At 41.9% G+C, this 24,781-nt stretch carries 22 protein-coding genes; all 22 read right to left on the bottom strand.

All coding sequences use genetic code 11. The features are described from left to right. Positions 1–12: 12 nt before the first annotated feature. The 22 genes from rfbD to ftsE all read right to left on the bottom strand — a co-directional run bounded on the left by rfbD (position 13) and on the right by ftsE (position 24,669). The gene (gene rfbD / locus G622_RS0103605; protein WP_026509552.1) at positions 13–891 is read right to left on the bottom strand and encodes a dTDP-4-dehydrorhamnose reductase; all 879 of its coding nucleotides are present in this window, start codon (positions 889–891) and stop codon (positions 13–15) included. A 181-nt stretch (positions 892–1,072) separates the two neighbouring features. Next, positions 1,073–1,336, bottom strand: a complete 264-nt coding sequence (locus G622_RS0103610; RefSeq protein ID WP_026509553.1) for an HPr family phosphocarrier protein — start codon at positions 1,334–1,336, stop codon at positions 1,073–1,075. A 37-nt stretch (positions 1,337–1,373) separates the two neighbouring features. Continuing rightward, positions 1,374–2,723: a phosphoglucosamine mutase gene (glmM, locus tag G622_RS0103615; RefSeq protein WP_026509554.1), complete on the bottom strand. Its 1,350-nt coding sequence runs from the start codon at positions 2,721–2,723 to the stop codon at positions 1,374–1,376. A gap of 111 nt (positions 2,724–2,834) precedes the next feature. After that, the gene (locus G622_RS0103620; RefSeq protein ID WP_026509555.1) at positions 2,835–4,115 is read right to left on the bottom strand and encodes a CdaR family protein; all 1,281 of its coding nucleotides are present in this window, start codon (positions 4,113–4,115) and stop codon (positions 2,835–2,837) included. Continuing rightward, positions 4,112–4,993: a diadenylate cyclase CdaA gene (cdaA, locus tag G622_RS0103625; protein ID WP_026509556.1), complete on the bottom strand. Its 882-nt coding sequence runs from the start codon at positions 4,991–4,993 to the stop codon at positions 4,112–4,114. The genes G622_RS0103620 and cdaA overlap by 4 nt, the downstream gene beginning before the upstream one ends. Positions 4,994–4,999: 6 nt before the next feature. After that, positions 5,000–5,965 (bottom strand): hypothetical protein, encoded by a 966-nt coding sequence (locus G622_RS21505; protein ID WP_044913822.1) that lies wholly within the window; start codon positions 5,963–5,965, stop codon positions 5,000–5,002. Between the two features lie 4 nt (positions 5,966–5,969). Continuing rightward, a complete protein-coding gene (locus G622_RS0103635; protein WP_026509557.1) occupies positions 5,970–6,359 on the bottom strand; it encodes a hypothetical protein in 390 nt (129 codons plus the stop codon). A 7-nt stretch (positions 6,360–6,366) separates the two neighbouring features. Further along, entirely contained in the window at positions 6,367–6,798 is a 432-nt protein-coding gene (locus G622_RS0103640; protein ID WP_026509558.1) for a flagellar protein, read from the bottom strand. Between the two features lie 30 nt (positions 6,799–6,828). Then, positions 6,829–7,548 (bottom strand): ComF family protein, encoded by a 720-nt coding sequence (locus G622_RS0103645; RefSeq protein WP_026509559.1) that lies wholly within the window; start codon positions 7,546–7,548, stop codon positions 6,829–6,831. Next, on the bottom strand, positions 7,538–9,760 hold the full coding sequence (gene recD2 / locus G622_RS0103650; RefSeq protein WP_026509560.1) for an SF1B family DNA helicase RecD2: 2,223 nt from the start codon (positions 9,758–9,760) through the stop codon (positions 7,538–7,540). Before recD2 ends, G622_RS0103645 begins: the two co-directional genes overlap by 11 nt. Before the next feature lie 167 nt (positions 9,761–9,927). Next, the gene (locus G622_RS0103655) at positions 9,928–10,302 is read right to left on the bottom strand and encodes a hypothetical protein (protein WP_026509561.1); all 375 of its coding nucleotides are present in this window, start codon (positions 10,300–10,302) and stop codon (positions 9,928–9,930) included. 95 nt (positions 10,303–10,397) lie between these two features. Beyond that, on the bottom strand, positions 10,398–11,225 hold the full coding sequence (locus tag G622_RS0103660) for a flagellar hook-basal body protein (protein WP_026509562.1): 828 nt from the start codon (positions 11,223–11,225) through the stop codon (positions 10,398–10,400). Positions 11,226–11,411: 186 nt separating this feature from the next. Beyond that, on the bottom strand, positions 11,412–12,272 hold the full coding sequence (locus G622_RS0103665) for a flagellar hook-basal body protein (RefSeq protein WP_026509563.1): 861 nt from the start codon (positions 12,270–12,272) through the stop codon (positions 11,412–11,414). A 23-nt stretch (positions 12,273–12,295) separates the two neighbouring features. After that, positions 12,296–13,288 (bottom strand): rod shape-determining protein, encoded by a 993-nt coding sequence (locus G622_RS0103670; protein WP_026509564.1) that lies wholly within the window; start codon positions 13,286–13,288, stop codon positions 12,296–12,298. A 205-nt stretch (positions 13,289–13,493) separates the two neighbouring features. Beyond that, the gene (gene uvrA / locus G622_RS0103675; protein WP_044913886.1) at positions 13,494–16,373 is read right to left on the bottom strand and encodes an excinuclease ABC subunit UvrA; all 2,880 of its coding nucleotides are present in this window, start codon (positions 16,371–16,373) and stop codon (positions 13,494–13,496) included. A 182-nt stretch (positions 16,374–16,555) separates the two neighbouring features. After that, positions 16,556–18,550 carry an excinuclease ABC subunit UvrB gene (uvrB, locus tag G622_RS0103680; RefSeq protein ID WP_026509566.1) on the bottom strand — a complete coding sequence of 665 codons (1,995 nt, stop codon included), beginning with the start codon at positions 18,548–18,550 and terminating at the stop codon, positions 16,556–16,558. A 63-nt stretch (positions 18,551–18,613) separates the two neighbouring features. Next, positions 18,614–19,561, bottom strand: coding sequence for a serine/threonine protein kinase (locus G622_RS0103685; RefSeq protein ID WP_196814171.1), 948 nt, complete (start codon positions 19,559–19,561; stop codon positions 18,614–18,616). Beyond that, positions 19,558–20,163 carry a hypothetical protein gene (locus tag G622_RS0103690; protein ID WP_026509568.1) on the bottom strand — a complete coding sequence of 202 codons (606 nt, stop codon included), beginning with the start codon at positions 20,161–20,163 and terminating at the stop codon, positions 19,558–19,560. The genes G622_RS0103685 and G622_RS0103690 overlap by 4 nt, the downstream gene beginning before the upstream one ends. A 396-nt stretch (positions 20,164–20,559) precedes the next feature. Then, complete coding sequence (locus G622_RS0103700) at positions 20,560–21,816, bottom strand: S41 family peptidase (RefSeq protein ID WP_081675167.1); 1,257 nt, start codon at positions 21,814–21,816, stop codon at positions 20,560–20,562. 27 nt (positions 21,817–21,843) lie between these two features. Next, complete coding sequence (locus tag G622_RS0103705; protein WP_049945663.1) at positions 21,844–23,067, bottom strand: murein hydrolase activator EnvC family protein; 1,224 nt, start codon at positions 23,065–23,067, stop codon at positions 21,844–21,846. A gap of 29 nt (positions 23,068–23,096) precedes the next feature. Continuing rightward, positions 23,097–23,993, bottom strand: coding sequence for a permease-like cell division protein FtsX (gene ftsX / locus G622_RS0103710; protein WP_026509572.1), 897 nt, complete (start codon positions 23,991–23,993; stop codon positions 23,097–23,099). Beyond that, positions 23,980–24,669, bottom strand: coding sequence for a cell division ATP-binding protein FtsE (gene ftsE, locus G622_RS0103715; RefSeq protein ID WP_026509573.1), 690 nt, complete (start codon positions 24,667–24,669; stop codon positions 23,980–23,982). Before ftsE ends, ftsX begins: the two co-directional genes overlap by 14 nt. Positions 24,670–24,781 lie beyond the last annotated feature (112 nt).

The following is a 24,781-nucleotide window of genomic DNA, read 5'->3' on the forward strand; positions in this document are numbered from 1 at the left end:
AGAATTTTTTCCTTATGCAAGAAGGTCTTTTAAATATCTTTCGATAGCATCATGCCAGTCTGCAAACATGAAATCAGATGTAAGCTTAAACATATAATTCTCAAGAATTGAATATGCCGGTCTCGGTGCAGCCTGAGGATTCTTTGCTGAATACTCAGCACTTGTAACATGATTAACCTTTGTGTTTTTGCCTGCTAATCTGAAAATTTCCTCTGTAAAGTCTGCCCAGTTGGTATCGCCTTCACAGGTTCCATGGAAAAGTCCATAGTTCTCAGTCTCAAGAAGGAAGTGAATTGCTCTTGCAAGCTCATATGTGCTTGTAGGTGTTCCAAGCTGATCGCATACAACGCTTACTTCGTCATATTTTTCAGAAAGACCAAGCATTGTCTTAACGAAGTTCTTGCCATCTCCATATAACCATGCTGTACGGATGGTAAAGTAGTTCCTGGCAAACTTTTCAACAAACTGCTCACCGGCAAGCTTGGTTATTCCGTATTTACTTACAGGACCTGTCTTGTCAAACTCTGTGTAGGGTCTGTTACCGTCTCCGGAAAATACATAGTCTGTAGAAATATGTACAAGCTTAGCATCAGTATCAGTTGCTGCTATTGACAGGTTTCTGGGTCCGATGGCATTGATCTTATATGCAAGATCCACATCGCTCTCCTGTGCATCAACTGCAGTATAAGCAGCGCAGTTAATTATGGCATATGGCTTAACTTCTCTTGCAAGAGCTGTAACCGCATCCACGTTGGTGATATCAAGAGGTGTTATTCCTTCACCCTCAAAAACATCAGTATTAACAAGCTCATATTCTCCTGTCTTTCCAAGTTCGATATTAACTGCTCTTCCAAGTTGTCCGTTACATCCTGTTACAATAATCTTTTTCATTTCAATTCCTTCCTTCGCTCATATATTTATGCACAGGCACGATTACTTTGTAATCCTGCCCTAAAGGCCAGAACCTTTTCAAATCATGATGGTTCCTACCTGTCAAAATATCTCATTTAAATACTTTGCTTTCATATAAAGCTTACGGACGACAAAAATGCCGTCCGTCGTATTTTAGTCTTTATTCACCAAGACCACCCTCTATGGCAGCAATCAAAGCTTCCATTGCTTCCTTTTCATCCGGTCCTTCGCATTTAAATTCAAGTTCATCTCCGCATTTTATACATGCACCAAGAACACTAAGTACACTTTTGGCATTTGCGGAATTCTCTCCGTACATAAATGTAATGTGTGATTTATAATTCATCGCGACTTTACATAAATTTCCAGCAGGTCTAAGGTGCAGTCCTGTGGGATTCTTAATTGTCACCTTCTGTGTAATCATATTAATTTCCTCTATATTGAAGCCGTAAATCAGTTGTTTACAGCATAACGTCCTGTATCAGCTCTGCAAGTTTCTTTGCTTCTTCATCAATAATCTTCTGATCCTTACCCTCGATCATTACTCTTACCAGCGGCTCTGTGCCTGAAGGTCTGATAAGAACACGACCGTCTCCGGCAAATTTCTTATCAAGCTCCTCAATAGCTGCTGCAATCTCAGGATACTCCATGAAGTGATCCTTTTTATGAGTAGGTACAGTTGCATTGCAAAGTGCCTGAGGCATAACCTCCATTACCTGTGAAAGCTCTGAAAGCTTTTTACCGGTATCCTTCATAACCTTGAGAAGATGAAGTGCTGAAAGAAGTCCATCTCCAGTGGTGTTGTCATCAAGGAAGATTATATGTCCTGACTGCTCGCCGCCAAGATTTGCTCCAATCTCCTTCATGCGCTCAAGAACATATCTGTCTCCAACCTTGGTCTTCTCAATCTTGATCCCCTCGCGCTCTCCCATTTTGAAAAATCCGAGGTTACTCATAACTGTGGCAACGATAGTTTCGCCCTTAAGCATCCCGTTGTCCTTCATGTGCTTACCGATTATAGCCATTATCTCATCGCCATCGACAAATTTTCCGTTTTCGTCTACTGCAAGGAATCTGTCAGCATCTCCGTCAAAGGCAAGTCCTATATCAGCTTTCTCAGTAACTACACGGCCCATAAGCTCTTCCATATGAGTTGATCCGCAGTTGGCATTGATATTTGTTCCGTCCGGATTGGTGTGAATCGCAATAACCTGTGCGCCAGTCTGTCTGATTGTTTCAACTGATGTATATGAGCTTGCTCCTTCAGCGCAGTCCATTACAATCTTGAATCCGTCCAGTCTTACATCAACACAGTTAAGATTGTGGTTGATATACTCTTCTCTGGCATCAGTACGGTTCTTAATCTTTCCGACTCCTGCACCTGTAGGCATCTTAACACCTTCAAGGTTATTTTTTATAAGTTCTTCAATCTCATCCTCAAGAGCGTCAGGAAGCTTAAATCCATTGCCATCAAAAAACTTGATGCCGTTAAACTCCATGGGATTGTGAGACGCTGAAATAACTACTCCGGCATCTACGCGATACTTCTTGGTAAGATAGGCAACTGCAGGGGTAGGTAATACTCCTACATTTACAACATTTGCTCCTACTGAACACGCTCCTGCCATAAGTGCTGCACCAAGCATATCTCCGGAAAGTCTTGTGTCACATCCGACCATTATTGTGGGTCTGTGTTTGTTCTCCTTTGATAATACATATGCACCTGCCTGTCCAAGCTGCATGGCAAGAAGCGGTGTGAGTTCATCGTTTGCAACACCTCTTACGCCATCAGTTCCGAATAATCTAGACATTTTCTCCTCCTACTACTAACACCGGTTTATCCATAGCATAGACAACCGGCCTGATGCCGATACCGTAAACGGTCAAATAACCTTCAATTACGACAAACGGATTTGAGTTAATTACTCTGTTTTTCTAAGTTCTACTGTTACTTCAATAGTATCTGCAGTGGTAACTCCTCCCGGTAATGACAATGAAATATTTGTATTATAATAACCGGAAAGGTCTTCCCCATCACCTATAAACTGCGAAAGATCGATAACTCCTGACACATCTCCTGCATCTATGGCATTAACCTTATCAGCAAGTCCGCTGACCTGAAGATTAAAAGTCTCTGAATTATCAGCCACGATAACATCATAGCCCTGAGGTGCATTCGTTATCTCTATCTGGTCAAAGGGAACACTGAGTGTCTTATCAATTTTCTTATCAATATAAGCAACAACGGTTGCGATACCATTAAAATCCTGATCTCCAAAGGACACATTACCCGGCAGATATCCTGACAGGTCTATAGTCTTTGTAAGATTACCCGTGAGTCCCGTGATATCAAGTGAAGCATCTGCTACTGAGATAGAATCTATCTTGTTAAGCACAGACATTCTTCCTGCAAGAAGAACATCCTCCGGACTTGACTCAACAACTCCGGTAGCCACATATCCTTCGGCAGGAACGCCTGATACCTGATAGGTTATAGGCACTCTCTTGGTCGCAAGGATCGTAACACTGACTCCAACCGATGAACTGCTGAGCTTTAAGTTATCTCTTGATACTTCATTGCCATCCTCATCATAGAGATGTATCTCAGCATTGGTTCCGATGTTGGTTGTATAGCCTGTGACTTCTACATTAACTGATGCGTCCTTGACACTTTCAACCACAGATTTTGCACCAGTAATTCTTATCTGGTTCTGATCAGTAATGACATCCCCTATTATATACCCTTCCGTCAAGCTGCCGGATGTTGTGGCAGAAATAGCAAGAGTCTTGGATGCTCTGTCCTCGATACTGAGCTTTACAGCATCTATACTTCCGCTCAGACTCTGTATCTGATTTCTGTATTTGTTTGTATCAAGCTGAATAGCAACATAATAGGTGCCGTCAATATTTGTGGTATTCTCAAGATCTGCGTAAGCAACTATATTCTCTCTGCTGAGTGAATCGACTATTGATCTTGGAGCATACACGGTAACGGTTGACAGTACATCACTATCCTCCAAAACCTGATACACCTGATTGTTATCTGTAATACTGTTTGAATTTCTCAAAGTGACCTGCACATTGCTGAATCTCACCGAATCGACAGGATCACTTATATTTGTTACCAGGAACCAAAGAAGTGCGGCAAAAAAAAGCGAAGCAATCTTCAGCCCCAGGTTTGCAGTAAAATTAAACTTTTTCATTTTGCAATCCCTTTCGCTTTTTTATTTCCCTTATTCTTTTTCTTCTTATCCTTCTTATCCTCTGAAGTCTTATTCTGTATCTGTCTGAGTCTCTCTCTTAAGCGCTCACTGTCCAGAGCTCTCTCAAGTTCTCCCATATATGCGACGCTAATTTTTCCTGTCTCCTCTGACACGATTATCGTGAGGGAGTCAGTGACCTCTGATACACCAACACCTGCGCGGTGTCTGGTTCCAAGTTCTTTTCCAAGCTCCATGTTGTCAGATAGCGGCAGGTAGCAGGTAGCTGATGTGATCCTGTCTCCTCTTATAATGACCGCGCCATCATGAAGTGGTGTGTTATGCTCAAAAATATTGATAAGAAGCTGGCTTGTAACAATTCCATCTATATCAATACCTGTTCTCTCATATTCACTTAATGAGGACAACTGCTCAATAACAATAAGCGCACCGGTTCTGACCTTTGCCATCTCAACGCAGGCTCTTACGATTTCATTTATTGTCTTATCTGAAAATCTTCCTTCTTCAGTTGCCTCAGCAAAATTGAACAATCCATGGAAGAAGTTCCTTCTTCCTATTCCCTCCAGGGCTTTACGAAGCTCCGGCTGTAAAATAACAACCATAGCTGTTACAGCTATTCCAAATACATTCTGCACTATCCACAAAATAGTGGACATGTTGAAAGCTGCTGCAATAACTATAAAGACAACAATAACTACGATCCCCTTTAAAAGAGACCATAGTCTTGTAGTTTTAGCCCAAACCAGAATATGGTAGATCAAAAACGCTATGATAAGCATCTCCACTATATCAAGCGCCCTGACCGTCGGCATATGCAGGCTTGTCAGATTGTTCTCAAGAAAAAATCCGATCTGTTGCATTTATATTTACTCGCCTCTGTCTTTGCCTCTGTAGTCTCTGCCGGCATTAGATCCACTGATCTTTTTTACCTTAGGCGCTGGTGTTGAAACCGTTACCTTCGGTACTGCCTTTACGTAGTAATAATACTCGTCATCCTCAAACTGAACCTTTTCTATTCTGGTGTAGTCCAGATTGAAAGCAAAGAACTGCAAAATCATAAGTAATAAAATCGCTATTATTGACTGAACAATCACCCCGATGAAGGAGAGCTGTGTCGTGTACATCATATCTCCAACAAGCAGGCAGATGATATCTGTAAGTGCACCGGCTATGATTGCAATAGTCCATGCATGATCAACAGCCATTCTTCTGATCAAATATACAACCGCAACCGTGATTGCAAAAGCTGCAACAAATACCCACATGCGTTTGTTATTCATAAGCTCAGAAATAATACTCTGAAACTGTGTAGCTGAATCCTCTATCTCTGCTCCGGTAAGTGTTGTCGCGTTATCAGAAATGTAATTCACAAAAAATGCTACAATGACGCCAAACGCCATTGATATGATGGATGCGGGTGATCCAAGAAGTCCAAGAGCTATAGGCATCACATAAGGGATGCTCAGATAGAAGCACATAGGTGTCAGCATCACAGCAAGAGTATCCTTCGGTGAAAATCTGAAATAAAGTAAAAACATTAAGAGGAACATAATAAGACCGACTACAGCACACTGAATCGAAAGCTTATAAAGATGCGCCAAAATAAATCCGGCAGAAACCAGTACCATAAAATTGGATGGCATAATCGAGCATAAAAGTGCAGCCATTAATAAAATGGGTAGTTTTGTCAGATTCGTCTGATATCCGATCTTATTGCCAATCATTGTAAACGCTATAAGTGATAACAGAAACTTCCACAAATATGTGATATAAAGCTCGTATTTTGTATAAAAATTTTTAATATATTCCCGTAGTTCAAGTAAAGAAGTCATTTTCCTATTCCTTTTCGTACATTCTGCCAAGTCTCTTCAGGCAGGAGTAATATGCTCTCATATTTTTCCGCATTTTCCCATAGCGAATAGAATAAATGATGTATGAAATCACTGAATATACGGCTACAAGCACAATGTAATAAAGCAGATATTTTCTGGCGGTAGCAGCAATGTCAGTACTATATACATCCTGCAAAACATCAGAAAAATGATACATCACATATGCAGCGACCAGTATCAGATAAACCACTGTGGCACTGATGATTGATTTCAGTACCTGGAATCCGACATAGTCGCTGCGAAAGTACGAGTTTATAGCGTTATTCTTTTTCCCCTCATGCTGCTCGTAAGCAGCCATCCTGGTCATCAGGATTACTCTCTCCTCATTTAACATAAATTCATCATGTCCTAAGAAATTTCATACCGGATTTCTGATCCGATTTCTGTGCTGCCTGTTTCTTGGCAATCTCAGCTGCAAGTGCCTCCTGGCGCTTCTTGACAGTGTCACTGAGCGCATTGGTAACAGTTGCCTTGCACTTTGCGCATAATCTCCCCGTTTGTATACGTTCACCACAATTCTCACAGGTAATCTGAATCGGAGACTGTTCTGTGAACATAAGTCTCTCTTCCAGGATCCACTTCTTGAGCTGCTTGGTACTAACTTCGCACTCATCGGATATCTGTTTAAGTCCTGAGCCGGGATTATCCTGGATATACTTCTTTACCTGCTGGAATTTCTCCTCAATTGATTTCTTGCAGTTCTCGCAGAGAACATCACCTGCGATATAGTTGAACATCTTGCCACATCTTGAACAATTACGAACATTACTCATGATTGCCTCCTACTTTTGCAGTGCTTATTTTCACACCACCTGGCCAATTGCAAGCGTCACAAAGAATATCCTATTTACCCCATGTCTACGAAATTCCCTGGCTAGCTCATCTATAGTACTGCCGGTCGTGTAAATGTCATCAACAAGGATTATACATTTAAATTTTACATCATTTCTGCTTATATTAAAAGCTTTTTTCAAATTTGAGCGTCTTTGTGATGCGGAAAGAACCTTCATCGGAACCGTGTTTCTGTTCCTTGATACAACATCATTTCTGACAGGAATTCCAAGCTCATCTCCAAGGGCATCAGCAAATACCTCTGCCTGATTATAGCCTCTTATCCTCTGCTTTCTTCGGTACATTGGAACAGGTATTATAGCATCTGCCTTCAGTCCCTTTATCAAGTCTCCAAGATACTCACCGGTGGCTTTAGCATAAAAATCTGCGTACTCCTTTCGCCCGGAATACTTGAACCTGTATATTGAGCCGGATATGGTTCTGTATCTGAATACACCGAATCCTCTGTCAAAATAATGTTTCGTCTTTCTGCAGTCACTGCAGAACTCTTCTTCTCTATTTTTAATCGGCTTACCGCACTTTAAACATGTTACTGTTCCGGCAAATTTTATGATTTTTTTACATTTATTGTGTATGAGTCCTTCTTTTGCCGCTACGATTCCATCACATACAGGACATCTTCTGGGATAGAGGATGGATATTGCATGATCAAAAAATTCCTTAACCTGCAACTGCAACCTCCCGGATTCTGTCCATAAGACCGGTATATCTTTTAAGCTGCTCTTCGTTTTCTATCATGATATCGATAGTTTCCCTGTTTCCAAGAACCACAACACATTTCTGTGCTCTGGTAACGGCAGTATACAAAAGATTTCTGTTAAGGAGCATCCTTGGTCCTCCCAGAAGTGGAAGTATCACTGCAGGATACTCCGATCCCTGAGACTTATGTATAGTAATGGCATACGCATGCTCAAGATCATCCAGATCAGAAAAAGGATAAACAACTCTTCTTCCTTCATCGAATTCCACTACAAGCTCCTTCATCACAGTGTTTATCTCTTTTACAACTCCCATATCACCGTTGAATATTCCAAGCCCCTTTTCCACAGTGATGCCATGTTTTCCCTGAACTTCCCACTCAGCCTGATAGTTGTTGTGTATTTGCATCACTCTGTCACCGACTCTTATGATTCTGTCCCCATGAACATATTCTTTCTTGTTGTCATCCGCAGGATTTAAATATCTCTGTAGTATAGTATTTAAGGTCTGCGCCCCCAGAGGCCCTCTCTTCATAGGGGTCAGCACCTGTATGTCACTGCTTGATGCCTTAACATATCCCGGAAGCTTGTCCCTTATAAGCTCGATCATATGCTTGTAGATCACATCGGCATTATCTCTTTTCAGAAAAAAGAAATCCTTGCTCTTATTGTCCAGCTTTATCTCCTCACCATCCTTGATATGATGGGCATTCATGACAATATCGCTCTCCTTCGCCTGCCTGAAAATTTTCTGAAGGGTAATTGTCGTATAGGCTCCGCTTGCTATAAGATCATGCAATACCTGCCCAGGTCCGACGCTTGGAAGCTGGGAGCTGTCACCCACAAGGATAAGATGGGTTCCTGGAAGCACTGCTTTTAAAAGCGCTGCAAAAAGATGCATATCAACCATGGACATCTCATCTATTATTATCGCGTCTGCCTCCAGGGGATTATCTGCATTTTTCTCAAAATGGATTCTGGACTTTTCTCCAGAATCATCTGAGATTCCTCCACCGACTCCAAGTAATCTGTGGAGAGTGGATGCTTCATAGCCTGTTGCTTCCGTCATTCTCTTGGCAGCTCTTCCGGTGGGAGCTGCAAGAAGTATCTCCATCTGCTCCTCGGCATAATATTCGATTATTGTGTTGATGGTTGTGGTCTTACCTGTACCGGGACCTCCCGTTACAATGACCACTCCGTTAACAGCACTAGCCGCTGCTGCTTTTCTCTGAAGATCATCAAGTTCAATTTGGCGCCTTTCCTCAATCTTCTTTATTCTTTTTATAAGTGACTCCTCACTCTCATGAGAGACCTGAAGATTAAGCTCATTTAGCATCACAGCTATCGCCTGCTCCTCATAGAAGTAGGAAGCTGCATATACTTCGTTTTCTCCTCGGTATATAAGCTTTCTCTCAGCCATGAGGTTGTCCATCATGACCTCAATATTCTTTTCATCAACACCCAGAAGTTCCTTGCTTTTTCTTAAAAGCTCGTCCTTTGGAAGATAGCTGTTTCCATCTGCGGCAGATTCCAGAAGGACATACATTATTCCGCTTCTTATTCTGAACTCTGAGTCCACGCTTATGCCGACCTTTGCAGCAATCTCATCTGCGGTCTTAAAGCCTATCCCTTCAATATCATCTGCAAGTTTATAAGGATTTTCCTTTAAAATCCTGTATACCTGTGCGCCGTATTTTTCATATATTCTCACTGACATGGTACTGGATATCCCATATCCCGCCATAAAAACAAAGGCATCGCGCATCTCCCTTTTATCAGTGAGCTGAATAGCTATATCTCTCGCTTTTCTCTCGCTTATTCCCTTTATCTCCGCAAGTCTTTCAGGCTCATCTTCAATTATCCTGAAGGTATCCTTGCCGAATTTTTTCACAATGCGCCTTGCCATGGTCTCGCCAATTCCCTTGATGGCGCCTGAGCCCAGATACCTCTCCATGGACTCCACATCATCAGGGGCTGCAATTTTATAACTGCTGACCTTTATCTGTTCGCCGTAGACCGGATGATTAGTCATGTCTCCGGAAATTTCCAGAGTGTCACCCTCATCCACATCAATAAAACTTCCGACGCAGGTGATTTCTTCTCCATCTGATATCAGAACCATTACTCCATAGGTTCTGTCCGGGCTTCTATATATAAAATGATCTATATATCCCTTAACTTCCATGTTACTCCTCATCTATAAACAAATGTATTTCCTGTCTGCAGTTTTCCCTTTAGTGATGTGAAAACCGTCACCAAAATTGTTTTCGATTAACGTATTCTACTAATCCTACCACGTACAGACATAGAAAATCCCTCTTTTGTAATAAAAAGAGGGACTTTGATTACATTTTATAAATCATAATTGCGCTTCATGTTCTCATAAAGCATCTGAGCAAAACCATTGCTCTGTGTATCTGCCCCCGTGGCAGCTATATCCTGAATTGTCATATCTTTGAAGTAGTCAACAAGGGTACCCATGGATTTCGATTCGTCCTTGCTGAATACTTTTGCCGTCTTCTCATATCCTTTATAAATCTGTTCCATAAAATATGCTTCAAACTGCTTGCAGGCATCCATAAGCTCTTTATCGGCTTTTGCCTGATCTTCATCAGTTTTGGCATTCCTGGCTTTTGATGCCGCCTGATTTGCCTTTTCAGATGAAGCCTGACTTGCAGCAAATTGCGATATTCCGGACACATTCATTGAATTCATATCTATAGCCATGCTGTTTCCCCTTGCGAAAATCCTGTGAAATCCACAATTTATAAGACAAATTCATATTCCTCAAAGCCTTATAAAACAGGATCATCTCACACTAATTATCTCTTAAGCTGGTTTGCTGTCTGCATCATCTCATCCGTTGTGGTGATAGCTGTTGAATTCATCTCGTAAGCTCTCTGCGCAACAATCAGATTAACCATCTCCGTAGCAACACTTACATTTGAGCCTTCGAGATATCCCTGAACAACCTGGCTTCGCTTGATTCCGGGTGTTGTTGCTTCAGGAAGCGGATCTCCACTTGCCATAGTAGCCATAAAGCTTGTATCTCCAACTCTCTCAAGACCTTCAGCATTCCTGAACTGGAACAGTGCGATTGTTCCGATATCCTGTCTTACCTGGTTTGCATCAAGGTAGTACAGATTGCCCTCTGTATCACAGGTGATATCTGATGCCTTGATAGTCTCATCATTTACAATGAGCGGATTGCCATCAACACCGATTACCGGATTACCTTCAGAGGTTGTAAGTTCCAGAGTGTTCTGATCTGTAAGAGCCCATACAAAGTTACCGTTTCTGGTAAACCTTATATTAGTGGGATCAAGGTTCTGCGCATCAGTTGAGTAAGCAAAGAAGCCATCTCCCTGTATCGCAAATGCTGAGCTTGAATCATTGTCCTGAAGGTTTCCTTGAGTAAAGAACGAATTAATCGAGGAAACTCTTACACCAAGACCTACATCTGAATTAACCGGTGATCCGGTAGTCTGAACCGTCTTGGTCTTAAGCTCCTGATAAAGCAATGATTTAAATTTTGCACTCTGTGCCTTGTAGCCTGCAGAGTTAACGTTAGCCAGATTATTTGCTATGGTGTCTACATTCGTCTGTTGTGCATTCATTCCGGATGCTGCTGTCCATAAGCTTCTTACCATAAAATACCTCCTAGCCGTGCAGTTGTAAAAACAACGACTTCTTAAATGCAATATGGAAAAGCCTTCAAGAATCCTGCGTTTTTCAAGAAACTGCTCCAATACGAATATCGAATTTCCAAAGAAATCCAATAGTCTATAATCTGCCAATTAATATATCGGCTATTCACTCTATAAGATTAATAGTCCTTACTGAACTTTTCCAAGCTGGTTAACTGCTATATCCAATGTGTCCTCCTCAGCCTGCAGAGCCTTGGAATTGGTATCATACTGTCTCTGTATGGTAATTATGTTAACCATCTCATCAACCACACTTACGTTTGAAGCTTCGAGATATCCCTGATTAACAGTGGCATTAGCTTCTGCCGCCGTGGTCGAAACCACCTGAGCACCACCCTCACCGATAATGAAAGCATTATCCTGATATCTCTGCAAAAATTGAGGATTGTCAAATCTTGCAACCTGTATGGTTGAAACCACGTTCAAATCCTGGACTATAGTACCGTCCTGATTTATTGTAGTATCTATATTCGGATCTATCTGAATGGGATTATTGTTGACATCCAGGACATTATTACCCTCACTTGTGACTAGGTAGCCATCAAGCGTAAGGGTAAAATTACCGTCTCTGGTATATTTGATAAGTTGTCCGCCGCCATCAGGATCATCTGATGCGTAAGACGTTGCAAAAAAGGCATTACCGCCCGCTGTCATGTTGTCATTAACAGAGTTGTCATCTACATTGGGAAGCCCGTTATTAAGAGCAAGATCAAAGGTCTGACCTGTTTGTCTGAGCCCTCCCTGTTCGAAGTTAGTATAGGTTCCGGCGAGCTTAACTCCCGGATTCATAAGGCCAAGTCTCCTGGCAGTCCAAGGCGCATCAGAATAGTCCTTAATCTTCAATGCCAGAAGATCACGGAATGACTGGCTTACCGAACGTTCCTCCTTGAAACCGGTAGAATTCACATTGGCGAGATTATTTGTCTCGATATCCATGCGTTTTTGTTCGTTTACCATACCTGTGTATGCAGTGTACAGACCTTTAACCATATACCGTCCCCTATTTATTTATTTTATACTTCGCGATAACCTGCAAGGAACTCTACATATCTTCCTGTTCCGATAGCAACAGCCGTCATCGGATCATCAGCCGTAACAGTATTGATACCTGTCTTGGAAGCAATGAGGTCATCCAGTCCGCGAAGAAGGCTTCCGCCACCTGTAAGGACAATTCCTCTGTCAGCGATATCAGCAGCAAGTTCCGGAGGGGTCTTCTCCAAAACTCCGTGGATAGCTTCTACGATCTGAGCTGTAGTCTCACGAAGAGCCTCTTCTGTCTCCTCAGATGAAACCTTAACTGTCTTAGGAAGACCTGTAACCAGGTTACGTCCTCTGACATCCATATAATCAGCCTCAGCTCTGGGATAAGCTGCGCCAATCTTGATCTTGATATCTTCTGCAGTTCTCTCACCGATAAGAAGATTATGCTTTTTACGCATATATCTTACGATTGCTTCATCAAAGTCATCGCCTGCAATCTTAACTGATGTACTTACAACTGTTCCGCCAAGTGAGATAACAGCGATATCAGATGTACCACCACCTATATCAACAATCATGTTACCGCAAGGCTTTGTAATATCTATACCTGCTCCAATGGCTGCAGCAATAGGCTCCTCGATAATACGGACATCTCTTGCACCTGCCATTAAAGTAGCATCTTCAACTGCTTTTCTTTCAACTTCTGTAACTCCACTCGGTACACAAACTGCTATGAGCGGCTTACGGAAGGTTCTGTGTCCAATAGCCTTGGTGATGAAGTACTTCATCATCTGCTCTGTGACTTTGTAATCTGAAATAACACCCTGTCTAAGCGGTCTTACAGCAACAATATTACCTGGCGTACGACCAAGCATAAGTCTCGCATCCTCACCGATTGCCTTGATCTTCTCAGTATCCCTGTCATAAGCCACAACTGAAGGCTCCTTCAAAACTACACCCTTACCACGGATGTAAACCAGGATGCTGGCTGTACCTAAGTCAATTCCAATATCTGTATACTGCATGAAATCTATTACCCCTTTCTGGAAATAAGGCTAAGAGCGCATAGTCGCTCACAATAATTATTTAAAGATATAATTCATTAAGCATTATAAACCAATAGGGCAATATTTGAAACATCAAATCACAATTTTTTAATTGGCTCTACACTTGTCTATAGGTTTATCGGCAGAACTTTATAAAAACTTTATACTTTTTATCAAGAAATATTTATTTTTTTTCCAACATTTTTTTGATGTACTTACCTGTGTAAGATTTCTTACATTTTGCCACCTCTTCAGGTGTTCCCTTTGCCACAACCGTACCACCGCCGGAGCCGCCTTCAGGTCCCATATCAATGATATAATCCCCGGTTTTTATGACATCCAGGTTGTGTTCTATCACAATTACAGTATTCCCGGCATCAACAAGTTCATGAAGGATCTTAACGAGCTTTTGCACATCCGCAAAATGAAGTCCTGTAGTAGGCTCATCAAGAATATAGATTGTTTTTCCGGTACTTGCCCTTGAAAGCTCTGTGGCAAGCTTTATTCTCTGTGCCTCTCCTCCGGATAGCTCTGTTGAGGGCTGTCCCAGCTTGACGTAGCCAAGTCCCACATCATAAAGAGTCTTTATCTTTCTTTTTATTGTCTTGATGTTTTCAAAAAACGGCAGAGCTTCTTCAACTGTCATATCAAGAACATCATATATGTTCTTGCCCTTGTATCTGACTTCCAGCGTCTCTCTGTTATAACGTTTTCCGCCGCAGACTTCACAGGGAACATAGACATCCGGCAGGAAGTGCATTTCGATCTTTATTATGCCATCTCCGCCGCAGGCTTCGCATCTTCCGCCCTTTACATTAAAGGAAAATCTGCCCTTCTTATAGCCCCTTGTCTTGGCATCAGGAGTACCTGCAAAAAGATCTCTTATCATGTCAAATACGCCTGTATATGTAGCAGGATTGGATCTGGGTGTTCTTCCGATGGGAGACTGGTCAATAGCAATTACCTTATCAAGCTGCTCAATTCCTTCTATTCCCTTGTGCTTTCCGGGAATACATCTTGCCCTGTTAAGGTCTCTCTCAAGATGCTTGTAAAGTATCTCATTTACGAGAGAGCTCTTTCCCGAACCGGAGACACCGGTTACTATGGTTAATACTCCAAGAGGGAATTCAACATCAATATTTTTAAGGTTGTTCTCCTGAGCTCCTTTTACCTTTATCCATCCTGTGGGCTGTCTTCTGTGGTCCGGAACCGCAATTTTAAGCTTTCCTGAGAGATATTGTCCGGTTATGGATTCCTTTACCTTCATTATCTCCTCGGCGGTTCCTGCTGCCACAATCTCACCACCATGGGAGCCTGCTCCCGGCCCCACATCCACTATGTAATCCGCAGCTCTCATAGTATCCTCGTCATGTTCAACCACGATAAGTGTATTACCCAGGTCTCTTAAGTTTTTAAGGGTATTAAGAAGCTTATCATTATCTCTCTGATGAAGTCCGATACTCGGCTCGTCAAGGATATAGCACACTCCGCAGAGACCTGACCCGATCTGGGTTGCAAGTCTTATACGCTGTGCTTCACCGCCAGATAGTGTACCTGTAGCTCTGGACAATGACAGATAATCAAGGCCAACATCAATTAGGAAGCCTACTCTTGCTCTGATTTCCTTAAGTACCTGTGCTCCGATGATTTCCTGCTGCTTTGTGAGCTTTAATCCTTCAAGATATTCATGAAGCTCTCCAATCGAAATTGATGTTATCTCATATATATTTTTATCATCAATAGTCACAGCCAGAGAATCCGCCTTTAGTCTCTGTCCCTTACATGCAGGGCAGGGTGTAATTCTCATATACTGCTCATATTCTGCCTTCTGGTTTTCAGAAAATGTCTCGCGATACCTCTGCTCCACATTCTTTATAAGTCCGTCGAACTTTATGGGATATCTTCCTTCTCCGCGCTGTCCCGAATATGCCACTGTCACTTCTCTGTCAGCACCGTATACAAGCATATGTCTGACCTTGGGACTGAGCTTTTCAAACGGAGTATCCATGCTGAATTTGTATTCCTTCGCAAGAGCCTTAAGAGTTGCATTGGTAAAGCTGCCTTCCTTATTAGAAGACTGCCATCCCATTACCTGAAAACATCCATCATTTATGGATAGGGATTTATCAGGAATCATCAGCTCCTCGTCGAATTCCATCTTATAGCCAAGTCCTGTACACTCAGGGCAGGCACCGAAGGGATTATTGAAGGAAAAGCTTCTGGGCTCAATCTCGGATATACTTATCCCGCAGTCAGGACAGGCAAAGCTCTGACTAAAGTTCATGGGCTTTCCATCTATGACATCTACTGTCAAAAGTCCCTCAGCAAGATTAAGAGCGCTCTCTATTGAATCTGTAAGTCTTCCTCTTAATTCCTCAACCTCATCTCTGATAACAAGTCTGTCGACAATAATCTCGATATTGTGCTTTATGTTCTTATCGAGCTTGATCTCCTCTGAGAGGTCATACTGACTGTCATCTATTCTCACACGCACAAAGCCTGCTCTTTTAGCTCTGTCCAGAACCTTGGCATGCTCACCCTTACGTCCTCTGACAACCGGTGCCAGAATCTGGAACCTGGTTCCTGAAGGAAGAGAGAGAATCTGATCAGCCATCTCATCAACGCTCTGTCTCCTTATCTCACGTCCGCAATTCGGGCAGTGAGGAATTCCTATTCTTGCATATAAAAGTCTGAAGTGATCGTAAATCTCTGTAACTGTTCCGACAGTAGATCTGGGGTTTCTGTTGGTGGATTTCTGATCGATTGAAATTGTAGGTGACAGCCCTTCAATTTTTTCCACATCAGGCTTATCCATCTGTCCCAAAAACATTCTCGCATAGGAAGAAAGAGATTCCATATATCGTCTCTGTCCCTCAGCAAAAATAGTGTCAAAGGCAAGGGAAGATTTACCTGAACCGGAGAGCCCCGTAAATACTGTGAGGGTCTCTCTTGGTATATTTACCTTTACGTGCTTAAGATTGTGTTCATTAGCGCCACGAACACGGATGTAGTCATGGATGTCATCCGATAATATTCGCTTTGCAGATGTGTTTTCTTTTATCATATGTGAATTTTCAGCCATTTTTATCGTCCTCAAGAATTCTATATACTCCGGTAAAATATCCCGCGAGCATCACATGTTGTATATGTAGCCCGCAAGAATCCTGCTTTGCAGGACACGCCCCTCGCTTTGCGAGGACCTAGTCCAATACGATTCCCGTTTTTCTAAGGAAAAACAGGAATCTATCATTTTCCGCCGGTTACCTCCAAAAGATGTTTCTTCAGATCTATCATCTGGTCTCTCAGCATTGCTGCAGTTTCGAAATCAAGTTCCGTAGCTGCCCGCTTCATGCGCTTCTCAACATCCTTAATAACCTTTTCAAGCTCTTTCCTATCCATGGACTCGGGATCCTTCTCAAACTGAACCTCCTGTTTTGCAACAGCCTTGGTTACGCTTATAAGGTCTCGAACTGCCTTTCTTATGGTCTGAGGTGTTATTCCGTGCTCCTCATTATAAGCCTGCTGAATTTTCCTTCTGCGCTCCGTTATCTCTATGGCGTTCTTCATGGAATCAGTCATGTTATCCGCATACATGATAACGTGTCCATCAGCATTTCTCGCAGCTCTTCCGATGGTCTGAATAAGCGATGTCTCAGAGCGAAGGAAACCTTCTTTATCTGCATCAATTATGGCAACCAGAGATATTTCAGGTATATCAAGGCCCTCTCTTAGTAGGTTGATTCCCACAAGCACATCAAATACATCAAGTCTCATGTCCCTTATTATCTGTGCTCTCTCAAGGGTGTCTATATCTGAATGCATGTATTTTACACGAATGCCTGTCTCTGCAAGATATTCAGTCAGGTCCTCAGCCATCTTCTTTGTAAGAGTAGTTACAAGCACCTTACTCTTTTTAGCTGTCTCCTTGTTGATCTCGGTAATAAGGTCATCTATCTGTCCTTCAACAGGTCTCACGGATATCTCCGGATCAAGGAGCCCTGTAGGTCTTATTATCTGCTCAGCCCTAAGAAGCTCGTGCTCTGCTTCATAGGGTCCCGGCGTAGCGGAACAGAACAGCATCTGATCAATATGAGTCTCAAACTCCTCAAAATTAAGCGGTCTGTTATCAAGTGCAGAAGGAAGTCTGAATCCATAATCCACCAGCGTGGTCTTTCTGGATCTGTCTCCATGGTACATGGCTCCTATCTGAGGGATTGTCATATGGGACTCATCCACAATTATCAGAAATTCACCGTCAAAGAAGTCCATAAGTGTAAGCGGTGGAGAACCGGGTTCTGCAAAATTAAGATGCCTTGAATAGTTCTCAATGCCGGAGCAAAAACCAGTTTCACGCATCATCTCCACATCAAAGTTAGTACGCTCTGCTATTCTCTGGGCTTCAATCAGTTTATCCTCGCCCTTAAAAAACTTTACCTGCTCATCCAGCTCAGCTTCTATGTTCTTGCAGGCAAGATTAATTTTTTCCTGAGGAACAACATAATGAGAGGCCGGATATATCATTACGTGACTGAGTTCATTTTTTATTACTCCCGTAACAGGCTCAACCTCGCATATTCTGTCTATCTCGTCTCCAAAAAGCTCAACTCTTATGAGATAATCATCTGCCTGTGCAGGGAAAATCTCAATTGTATCGCCTCTTACGCGGAAGTTACATCTGTTTATGTCAAGGTCATTTCTTGTATACTGGATGGCAACCAGATCCTTAAGTATCTGATCCCTTCTCCTCTCCATTCCCGGTCGCAGAGAAATTGACATTCCCTTGAATTCATCCGGGCTACCAAGTCCGTATATACATGACACACTGGCAACAACGATAACATCCCGTCTCTCAGTAAGGGAGGCTGTAGCAGATAGCCTTAGTTTATCTATCTCATCGTTGATGGCAGAATCCTTGGCAATGTAGGTATCCGTCTGAGGTACATAGGCTTCAGGCTGATAGTAATCGTAATAGGACACAAAGTACTCTACGGCGTTATTAGGGAAAAACTCCTTAAACTCACCATATAGCTGTCCTGCAAGAGTCTTATTATGACTGATAACAAGAGTGGGTTTATTCAGTGCCTGAATTACATTTGCCATTGCAAAGGTTTTACCTGAGCCGGTAACTCCCTGAAGAGTTTCGAACTGGTTTCCCTTCTTAAACCCCTCCACTAATGCTTCTATAGCCTGAGGCTGATCACCTGTCGGTTTGTATTCAGATTTAAGTTCAAAATGATCCATACGATTACCTCTGCTGTTGTCCGAACATATTTTCGATTCAATCATTTAATTGTATCACATGCTTTATAAAAACTCAATCGAATCACAGGTCCTTACTATATCAATAAAAATGGCTTCTTTCTCGGTATTTATGCGATTCTTTCGATTCCATTCCTGAAAACTTTCACAAAATTTAATAAAACACTTTCTTTTTTTGGCAGCCTTAAGTCTTAAAATATCAAGTTTAATATCTGCTGCCCCTGCATATCTTTCTCCAATGCAGGTGCTGCTGCATCTTTGGATGATTACATCCATACTCTCCCTGAACTTAGAGGAAACCACGACTTCATTAAGGCATTTTTCCATGGTCTGCCCCAGTTGATAAATATCAGTCCTGATGCCCTCGTCAAATCCGCCGTACTGTTCCGGAGCCGCAAAGCCTCTGGTCCCGACACCTGCGCATTCTTTTTTAGCGCCCGGTATCTCCTTCCCATAGCATTCAAGGATTTTAGCCGTGCCATAGTCAATAATCCTTATATTCCCTTTATCATCCAGCATTATATTAGAGGGTTTTATGTCCCTGTGTATCACCGGCGGATTTAAACCATGAAGTTCCAAAAGAGCATCGCAAAGACACATAAAAAGCTCTTTTATCTCAAGTTCCGAATACCTTCTGACATCAAGCTTATCCAATGTGTATCCGGAAATAAGCTCCATAACAATTTCATTATCGCTTCCGCTATATAGCCTTGGCGAAACTTTACAATTGCTTGCTGCCAGATATTTCAGGATTCTTTTCTCATTTTCAAACTGTGTTCTGTACAGTTCTCCTTTTTTGGCAATTTTCACTGCACATTCCCGGTTGCCCTTTATGGCAGTTGTCCTGTAAACCCTGGCATTACCACCGCTACCGATGACAGATACTGTTTTCTCCGTTTCGCATATACTTGCGTCGCAGCAAGTAGCTGATGCCAATCTCCCCACATCACCTATACTTCTGCCAAAACCAATAAGCGATCTAAACCTCTTCATCTTACACATACCGCCACCGCTGATACAGGCCGCTTTTCTCCTCTGCTCCATAGAAGCTCGCTTAAATATTCAATATTCTTCTGCATGGAATTCTGGCTGGTGCACATCTGCGGACATAGCCTTTTATATATGTCAGCTCCAATCTGCCTTTCAAAAAAGGCTTCATTTCCTGCAATGAGAGTGCTTCCCTCTGAAAGTCTCCCTTTGGTGCAGTAATAATCTGCACTTTCCTTGCTTATTTCTTCTATCAAAAGCCTTCCCGCTCTCATGACCTTGTTTTTCCCACTGTTTAACACATAATAGTTTATGCCCTTTAAAATCAGGATAGTTAAATCCGTGTCATATCTCCATATAAAAAAGCCTCTTTTACTGTATTTAAGAAAGAGCTTTTTTAGTAATTGCCTGCATTTTCCTGCCTTTTTATTAACTATTTTTTCAGCAGTCCTCACTACCTTATCACTCAGTTTTCCGTTTCTGTAATCAGTACTTAGCACCATGACGACAACATCATCATTTTTATCAGTATGAAAACCCTTTATCATAAGTCCGTCATTATTTAATTTTTCTCCCGGCTCTCTTAGAAAAGCCGCATAATAATCCAAAGTCACACTTCCTTTCAATTAAATTATTTAATGGAAATTGAATCCGGTGAATCCGAATTCTTAATCAGAATAAAAATCAATGAAGACTATACCCTATAAGAACAACTTTGTAAAGTCATAGATTCTTGTTTTTCCGCTTTTGCCCACAAAAAGTCATATATTTTACATTTTGTGTAACAGTCTTTTTGATGCCAGCCCCCTCATGTATCTGAACTGAAATGTTTGTTTTCATCTGCGAGGCTGGGCTGTCAGTAAATACTTTCACATAACACAAGGGGCATCGCCCAGATGATATAATCATCTAAAGCGACGCCCCTTTAAGTAGAGTACTTGATGATGTATTCTCGAATCCGTTGCGATTCACTCAAATCCACCAGGGACCTTCGAAAATCTTTATCACGCTGCCTTATCAGTTTTTTTGTCTGATTTTCCAAGCTCATCCTTAAGGACTTCAACCGCTTTATTAAGCTGGTTGTCTGTGCCATCCTTGGAGTAAGCTTCATTATCAAGAGGTATCTCGATGTCAGGAGTTATTCCAACACCATTAATGTCGTTTCCGTTAGGAGTAAAGTAATTACTGATAGTAAGCTTAACCGCTGTTCCATCTGTGAAGGGGAAAATCCTCTGTACTACTCCCTTTCCGTAGGTTGTCTCCCCTATTATGGTTCCTTTTCCGTAGTCCTTAATAGCACCTGACAGGATTTCGGAAGCACTGGCAGAATATCCATTTACAAGAACCGCCATAGGGATGTCTATTTCATTTTCTCCATCACATTCGTAATCTTCTCTGTTACCGCCTCTGTCTACTGTATATACTATGTCGCCCTTAGGAAGAAGCTGTCTTGCAATATCACATACTGCTGCAAGGCTTCCGCCGGGATTGGATCTAAGGTCAATTATAAGAGCTTCAATGTCTTTGCTCCTAAGTTCCTGCAAACCATCAATAAACTGACTTGTAGTAACAGAATCAAACTCTGTGATTCCTATGTAACCTATGTTATCCTCAAGCACCGTGGTATTTATCGTCTGGGCTTCAACCTTGTCTCTTTCAACCTCAAAATCAAGGTAATCAGATTCTCCCTCACGATATATTGTTACCACCACCTTTGTTCCGATCTCACCTCTTATCAGTCCCACAACTTCTGTAAGAGTAAGTCCCTGAACGGTCTCTCCGGCAACCTTGTAAATTACATCATTCGCCTTAAGTCCGGCCTTTTCAGCTGGTGAATCTTTGATTGTTCCGGTGATTCTCGGAAGATTCATCTCTTTATCCATGCTGACATATGCACCTATGCCGTAATAAATGCCCTGAGTGTCTGACATCAGATCCTCATACTCTTTGGTTGTATAGTACTCCGAATAGGGATCTCCCAGAGATGCCACAACGCCTTTATAAATTGCATTAGCTTCAGCAGATCTGTCAACATCCTTCTTGTAATAGTAGGTATCTATCGTATCCTCTATCACTTTGACTTTATTGATTGTTTCTTCGCTTATAGCGGAGTCATTAGTCTGACCTTTTATCGGACTAATCGCAAAGCCCTTTATACTAATAATAAAAAAGCCAGCGGCCACAGCCAGTGCTGAAGCTGCAACCCCCATAATCAGCCCTGTAAAGAGCATCGCCATTTTGTTGTTTTTTGGTTCTTCCATGATAGTTCTTCCTTTCAAAGGAGTCCATTACTTCAGATAATTCCATGGACTTACATAATTACCGTTTAATCTTACTCCAAAGTGGAGATGTGGTCCTGTAGATCTTCCGGTTGTACCAACCGAAGCTATTCTCTGTCCTTTTGACACTTCAGCGCCTGTGGAAACGCTCAGTGAGGACGCATGCATGTAAATTGTATACAATCCACTTCCATGAGATATCATAACATAATTTCCCATGGTTGAATTATAAGCTGCAGCAACAACTTTTCCGTCATATGCTGCAAGTATGGCTGAACCGCTTGGCGCAGCAAGATCTATCCCGTTATGCATCTTTTTTACACCAAGTGTAGGATGCATTCTCATTCCAAAATCATCAGATATTCTGGAATATGACGGGCAAGGAAAAGAGAACACGCCGCCATCGTATTTTCTTGCATTCTGGGCAGCAAGTTCAGCTTTTTCAGCTTCAACCGCTTTCTCAAGAGCAGCAATCGTGGCATTTTCTTCAGCAATCTGCTTCTCATATTCCGCGATTGCGGTTTCTTTATCCTTGATATCCTTAGTGAGTGAGCTGACCTCGGAATTTTTCTGTGCTATAAGATTCTGAAGATTTCCTTCCTCTATAACAACATCAGCCTTAGCTTCATCAAGAGTCTTCTTCTCCTCTTCAAGAGCTTCCTTTGTCAGTGTTGTCAGCTCTGTGTGAGCTATATACTCCTCAAGCTTTTTCCTGTCATAAGCTGAGAGTTCTTCTATATACTCCGCCTTATTAAGCATATCTGAAAAAGTACTTGTATTAACAAAAAGCTGATAATATACCGCATTTCCTTTTTCATACATAAAGCGTATACGTTTCTTCATAGCTTCATACTGCTCATTCTGCACACGAATGGCTTCTTCAAGCTCTGCCGTTGTCTCCTCGATATCCTGCTTCTTCTGCTCTATCTTTGCAGTAAGGTCTTCGATCTTTTTCTGAATATCCTCCAGATTAGCGTCAAGTTTTGTTATATATGTATTAAGGTCAGATTTCTCTTTTTCCAAAGATTTCTTCACCGACTGAAGATCAGTCAGCGAACTTTTCATAGAGTCTCTTTCCTTTTTAGCACTTGATATCTGTCCCTCTTTTTTCTTAATGCTATCTGCTGTGACCGCTGCTCTCACAGAATTAGCACTAAAAGAAACTGTGCCTGCAATCAGGCACAGAAGTATAGCAATTCCTACTATTCTTTTTCCGTATCCTCTGCCGTTCAAAATAGCAGCCTCCCCAAATGATGCTCTGATTATACGTGCAAATGCTTACGAACTGTTGTAACACTTCCAAGGAAACCAATACCCACACCGATCATGATTGATATAGGTGTAAGTGCTTCAAAAATCTGGCTTACAGGAAGTATATCCAATATTGAATTCAACATTGAAAATCTTAATGCCACAAATTCTGCTGCCCTGTTATATACAAAATAGATGATCACAAGGGGAATCAGTGAACCGATAATTCCTATTATAATACCCTCTACCACGAATGGAGCCCTGACGAAGAAATCGGTTGCACCGATGTACTTCATGATATTTATCTCTTCTTTTCTTACAGAAATACCGATTGTAACCGTATTGCTGATAAGGAAGATTGACACCAGAAACAGTATTGCAATAATTCCAAATGATACATAAGCAATCAGCTTATTGATTCCGCTGAGTGTAGAGGCTGTTACCTCTGATCTGTTGACCGTCCTTACCGTGTCAATTGATTCAAGATATGTAACAAGTGCAGGCTGCATTGACACATCGCTAAGATAAATCTGAAGGTTAGCCGAATCCTCCAGAGGATTCTCAGTAAATCCGTCTGCATACTCTCCAAGGTAATCAGTCTTGAAACTCTCCCAGGCATCAGCGGCTGAAATGTAATCAACTTTGCTGACCTCAGGTCTTTTCTCTATAAGTGATTTAGTAGCAAGGATCACGTCCTCAGTGGTACCTTCATTGAAGAATACTGTAACTGAAACACCTTCCTCCGCTGTCTTAACCACATGCTGAAAATTGGTAACTACTGAATAAAATATTCCAAACAAGAACAGACAGGCGCTTATTGTCGCTATTGATGCAAGCGTATACCATCTGTTTCGGCGCAGATTTTTAAAGCCCTGCCCTATAGTATATAAAAAACTACTCATCCTCATCGTGATACTCACCCTCTTCTTCGTCGTGAATCACGACGCCTTTTTTCATAGTTATAACGCGCTTGTGCATGGCGTTAACGATCTCCCTGTTATGGGTAACGACAATAACTGTCGTTCCATTAAGGTTTATCTGCTCCATAAGCTTCATGATTTCCCAGGTATTATTGGGATCAAGGTTACCGGTGGGCTCATCCGCAAGAAGAATCTCCGGCTTATTAACAATTGCTCTGGCAAGAGCAACTCTCTGCTGCTCACCGCCTGCAAGCTGAGTAACCTTACTCTTATATTTTCCGGCAAGTCCGACCATAGCCAGCACAGACGGTACATTCTTCTTGATGTCTCTGGTGGATTTCTGGATTATTCTCTGGGCAAAGGCAACATTCTCATATACATTCCTGTCCTTCAAAAGTCTGAAATCCTGGAAAACTATTCCGAGTTTTCTTCTGAATTTAGGAATATTCCTGTGTCTCATTCTGCCAAGATCCTGACCCATAACGGTTATTGTTCCATCCGAAGGTACAAGTTCTCTAAGAAGGAGCTTTATCAGCGTGGATTTTCCCGATCCGCTGTCTCCCACTATAAAAACAAATTCACCCTTCTTTATATGAAGGGTGACTCCATTTAAAGCTGGTGCACCCGTCGAATATGATTTTGTCACGTTATCCAGCGTGATTATATCATCGGCAGGCACCGCTTCAGCTCTGCGCTTTCTTCTGTTAACTTTTTCCATACCTAATTCCTCTACTACCTAATTAAAAATCTTGTTTTCGGAGATTGCTGAGCTACTC

Source organism: Butyrivibrio sp. LC3010, assembly GCF_000424385.1.
Classification (GTDB): Bacteria; Bacillota; Clostridia; order Lachnospirales; family Lachnospiraceae; genus Butyrivibrio.

Excerpts from the sequence above, each read along its gene's own strand:
- G622_RS0103700 (WP_081675167.1), bottom strand. The coding sequence starts at position 21,816 with ATGGAAGAACCAAAAAACAACAAAATGGCGATGCTCTTTACAGGGCTG.
- G622_RS0103670 (WP_026509564.1), bottom strand. The coding sequence starts at position 13,288 with ATGCAGTATACAGATATTGGAATTGACTTAGGTACAGCCAGCATCCTG.
- G622_RS0103640 (WP_026509558.1), bottom strand. The coding sequence starts at position 6,798 with ATGAGTAATGTTCGTAATTGTTCAAGATGTGGCAAGATGTTCAACTAT.
- G622_RS0103665 (WP_026509563.1), bottom strand. The coding sequence starts at position 12,272 with ATGGTTAAAGGTCTGTACACTGCATACACAGGTATGGTAAACGAACAA.
- G622_RS21505 (WP_044913822.1), bottom strand. The coding sequence starts at position 5,965 with ATGACTTCTTTACTTGAACTACGGGAATATATTAAAAATTTTTATACA.
- G622_RS0103610 (WP_026509553.1), bottom strand. The coding sequence starts at position 1,336 with ATGATTACACAGAAGGTGACAATTAAGAATCCCACAGGACTGCACCTT.
- G622_RS0103620 (WP_026509555.1), bottom strand. The coding sequence starts at position 4,115 with ATGAAAAAGTTTAATTTTACTGCAAACCTGGGGCTGAAGATTGCTTCG.
- cdaA (WP_026509556.1), bottom strand. The coding sequence starts at position 4,993 with ATGCAACAGATCGGATTTTTTCTTGAGAACAATCTGACAAGCCTGCAT.
- ftsX (WP_026509572.1), bottom strand. The coding sequence starts at position 23,993 with ATGAGGATGAGTAGTTTTTTATATACTATAGGGCAGGGCTTTAAAAAT.
- G622_RS0103655 (WP_026509561.1), bottom strand. The coding sequence starts at position 10,302 with ATGGCTATAGATATGAATTCAATGAATGTGTCCGGAATATCGCAATTT.
- G622_RS0103635 (WP_026509557.1), bottom strand. The coding sequence starts at position 6,359 with ATGTTAAATGAGGAGAGAGTAATCCTGATGACCAGGATGGCTGCTTAC.
- uvrA (WP_044913886.1), bottom strand. The coding sequence starts at position 16,373 with ATGATAAAAGAAAACACATCTGCAAAGCGAATATTATCGGATGACATC.
- glmM (WP_026509554.1), bottom strand. The coding sequence starts at position 2,723 with ATGTCTAGATTATTCGGAACTGATGGCGTAAGAGGTGTTGCAAACGAT.
- uvrB (WP_026509566.1), bottom strand. The coding sequence starts at position 18,550 with ATGGATCATTTTGAACTTAAATCTGAATACAAACCGACAGGTGATCAG.
- G622_RS0103660 (WP_026509562.1), bottom strand. The coding sequence starts at position 11,225 with ATGGTAAGAAGCTTATGGACAGCAGCATCCGGAATGAATGCACAACAG.
- rfbD (WP_026509552.1), bottom strand. The coding sequence starts at position 891 with ATGAAAAAGATTATTGTAACAGGATGTAACGGACAACTTGGAAGAGCA.
- G622_RS0103685 (WP_196814171.1), bottom strand. The coding sequence starts at position 19,561 with ATGAAGAGGTTTAGATCGCTTATTGGTTTTGGCAGAAGTATAGGTGAT.
- recD2 (WP_026509560.1), bottom strand. The coding sequence starts at position 9,760 with ATGGAAGTTAAGGGATATATAGATCATTTTATATATAGAAGCCCGGAC.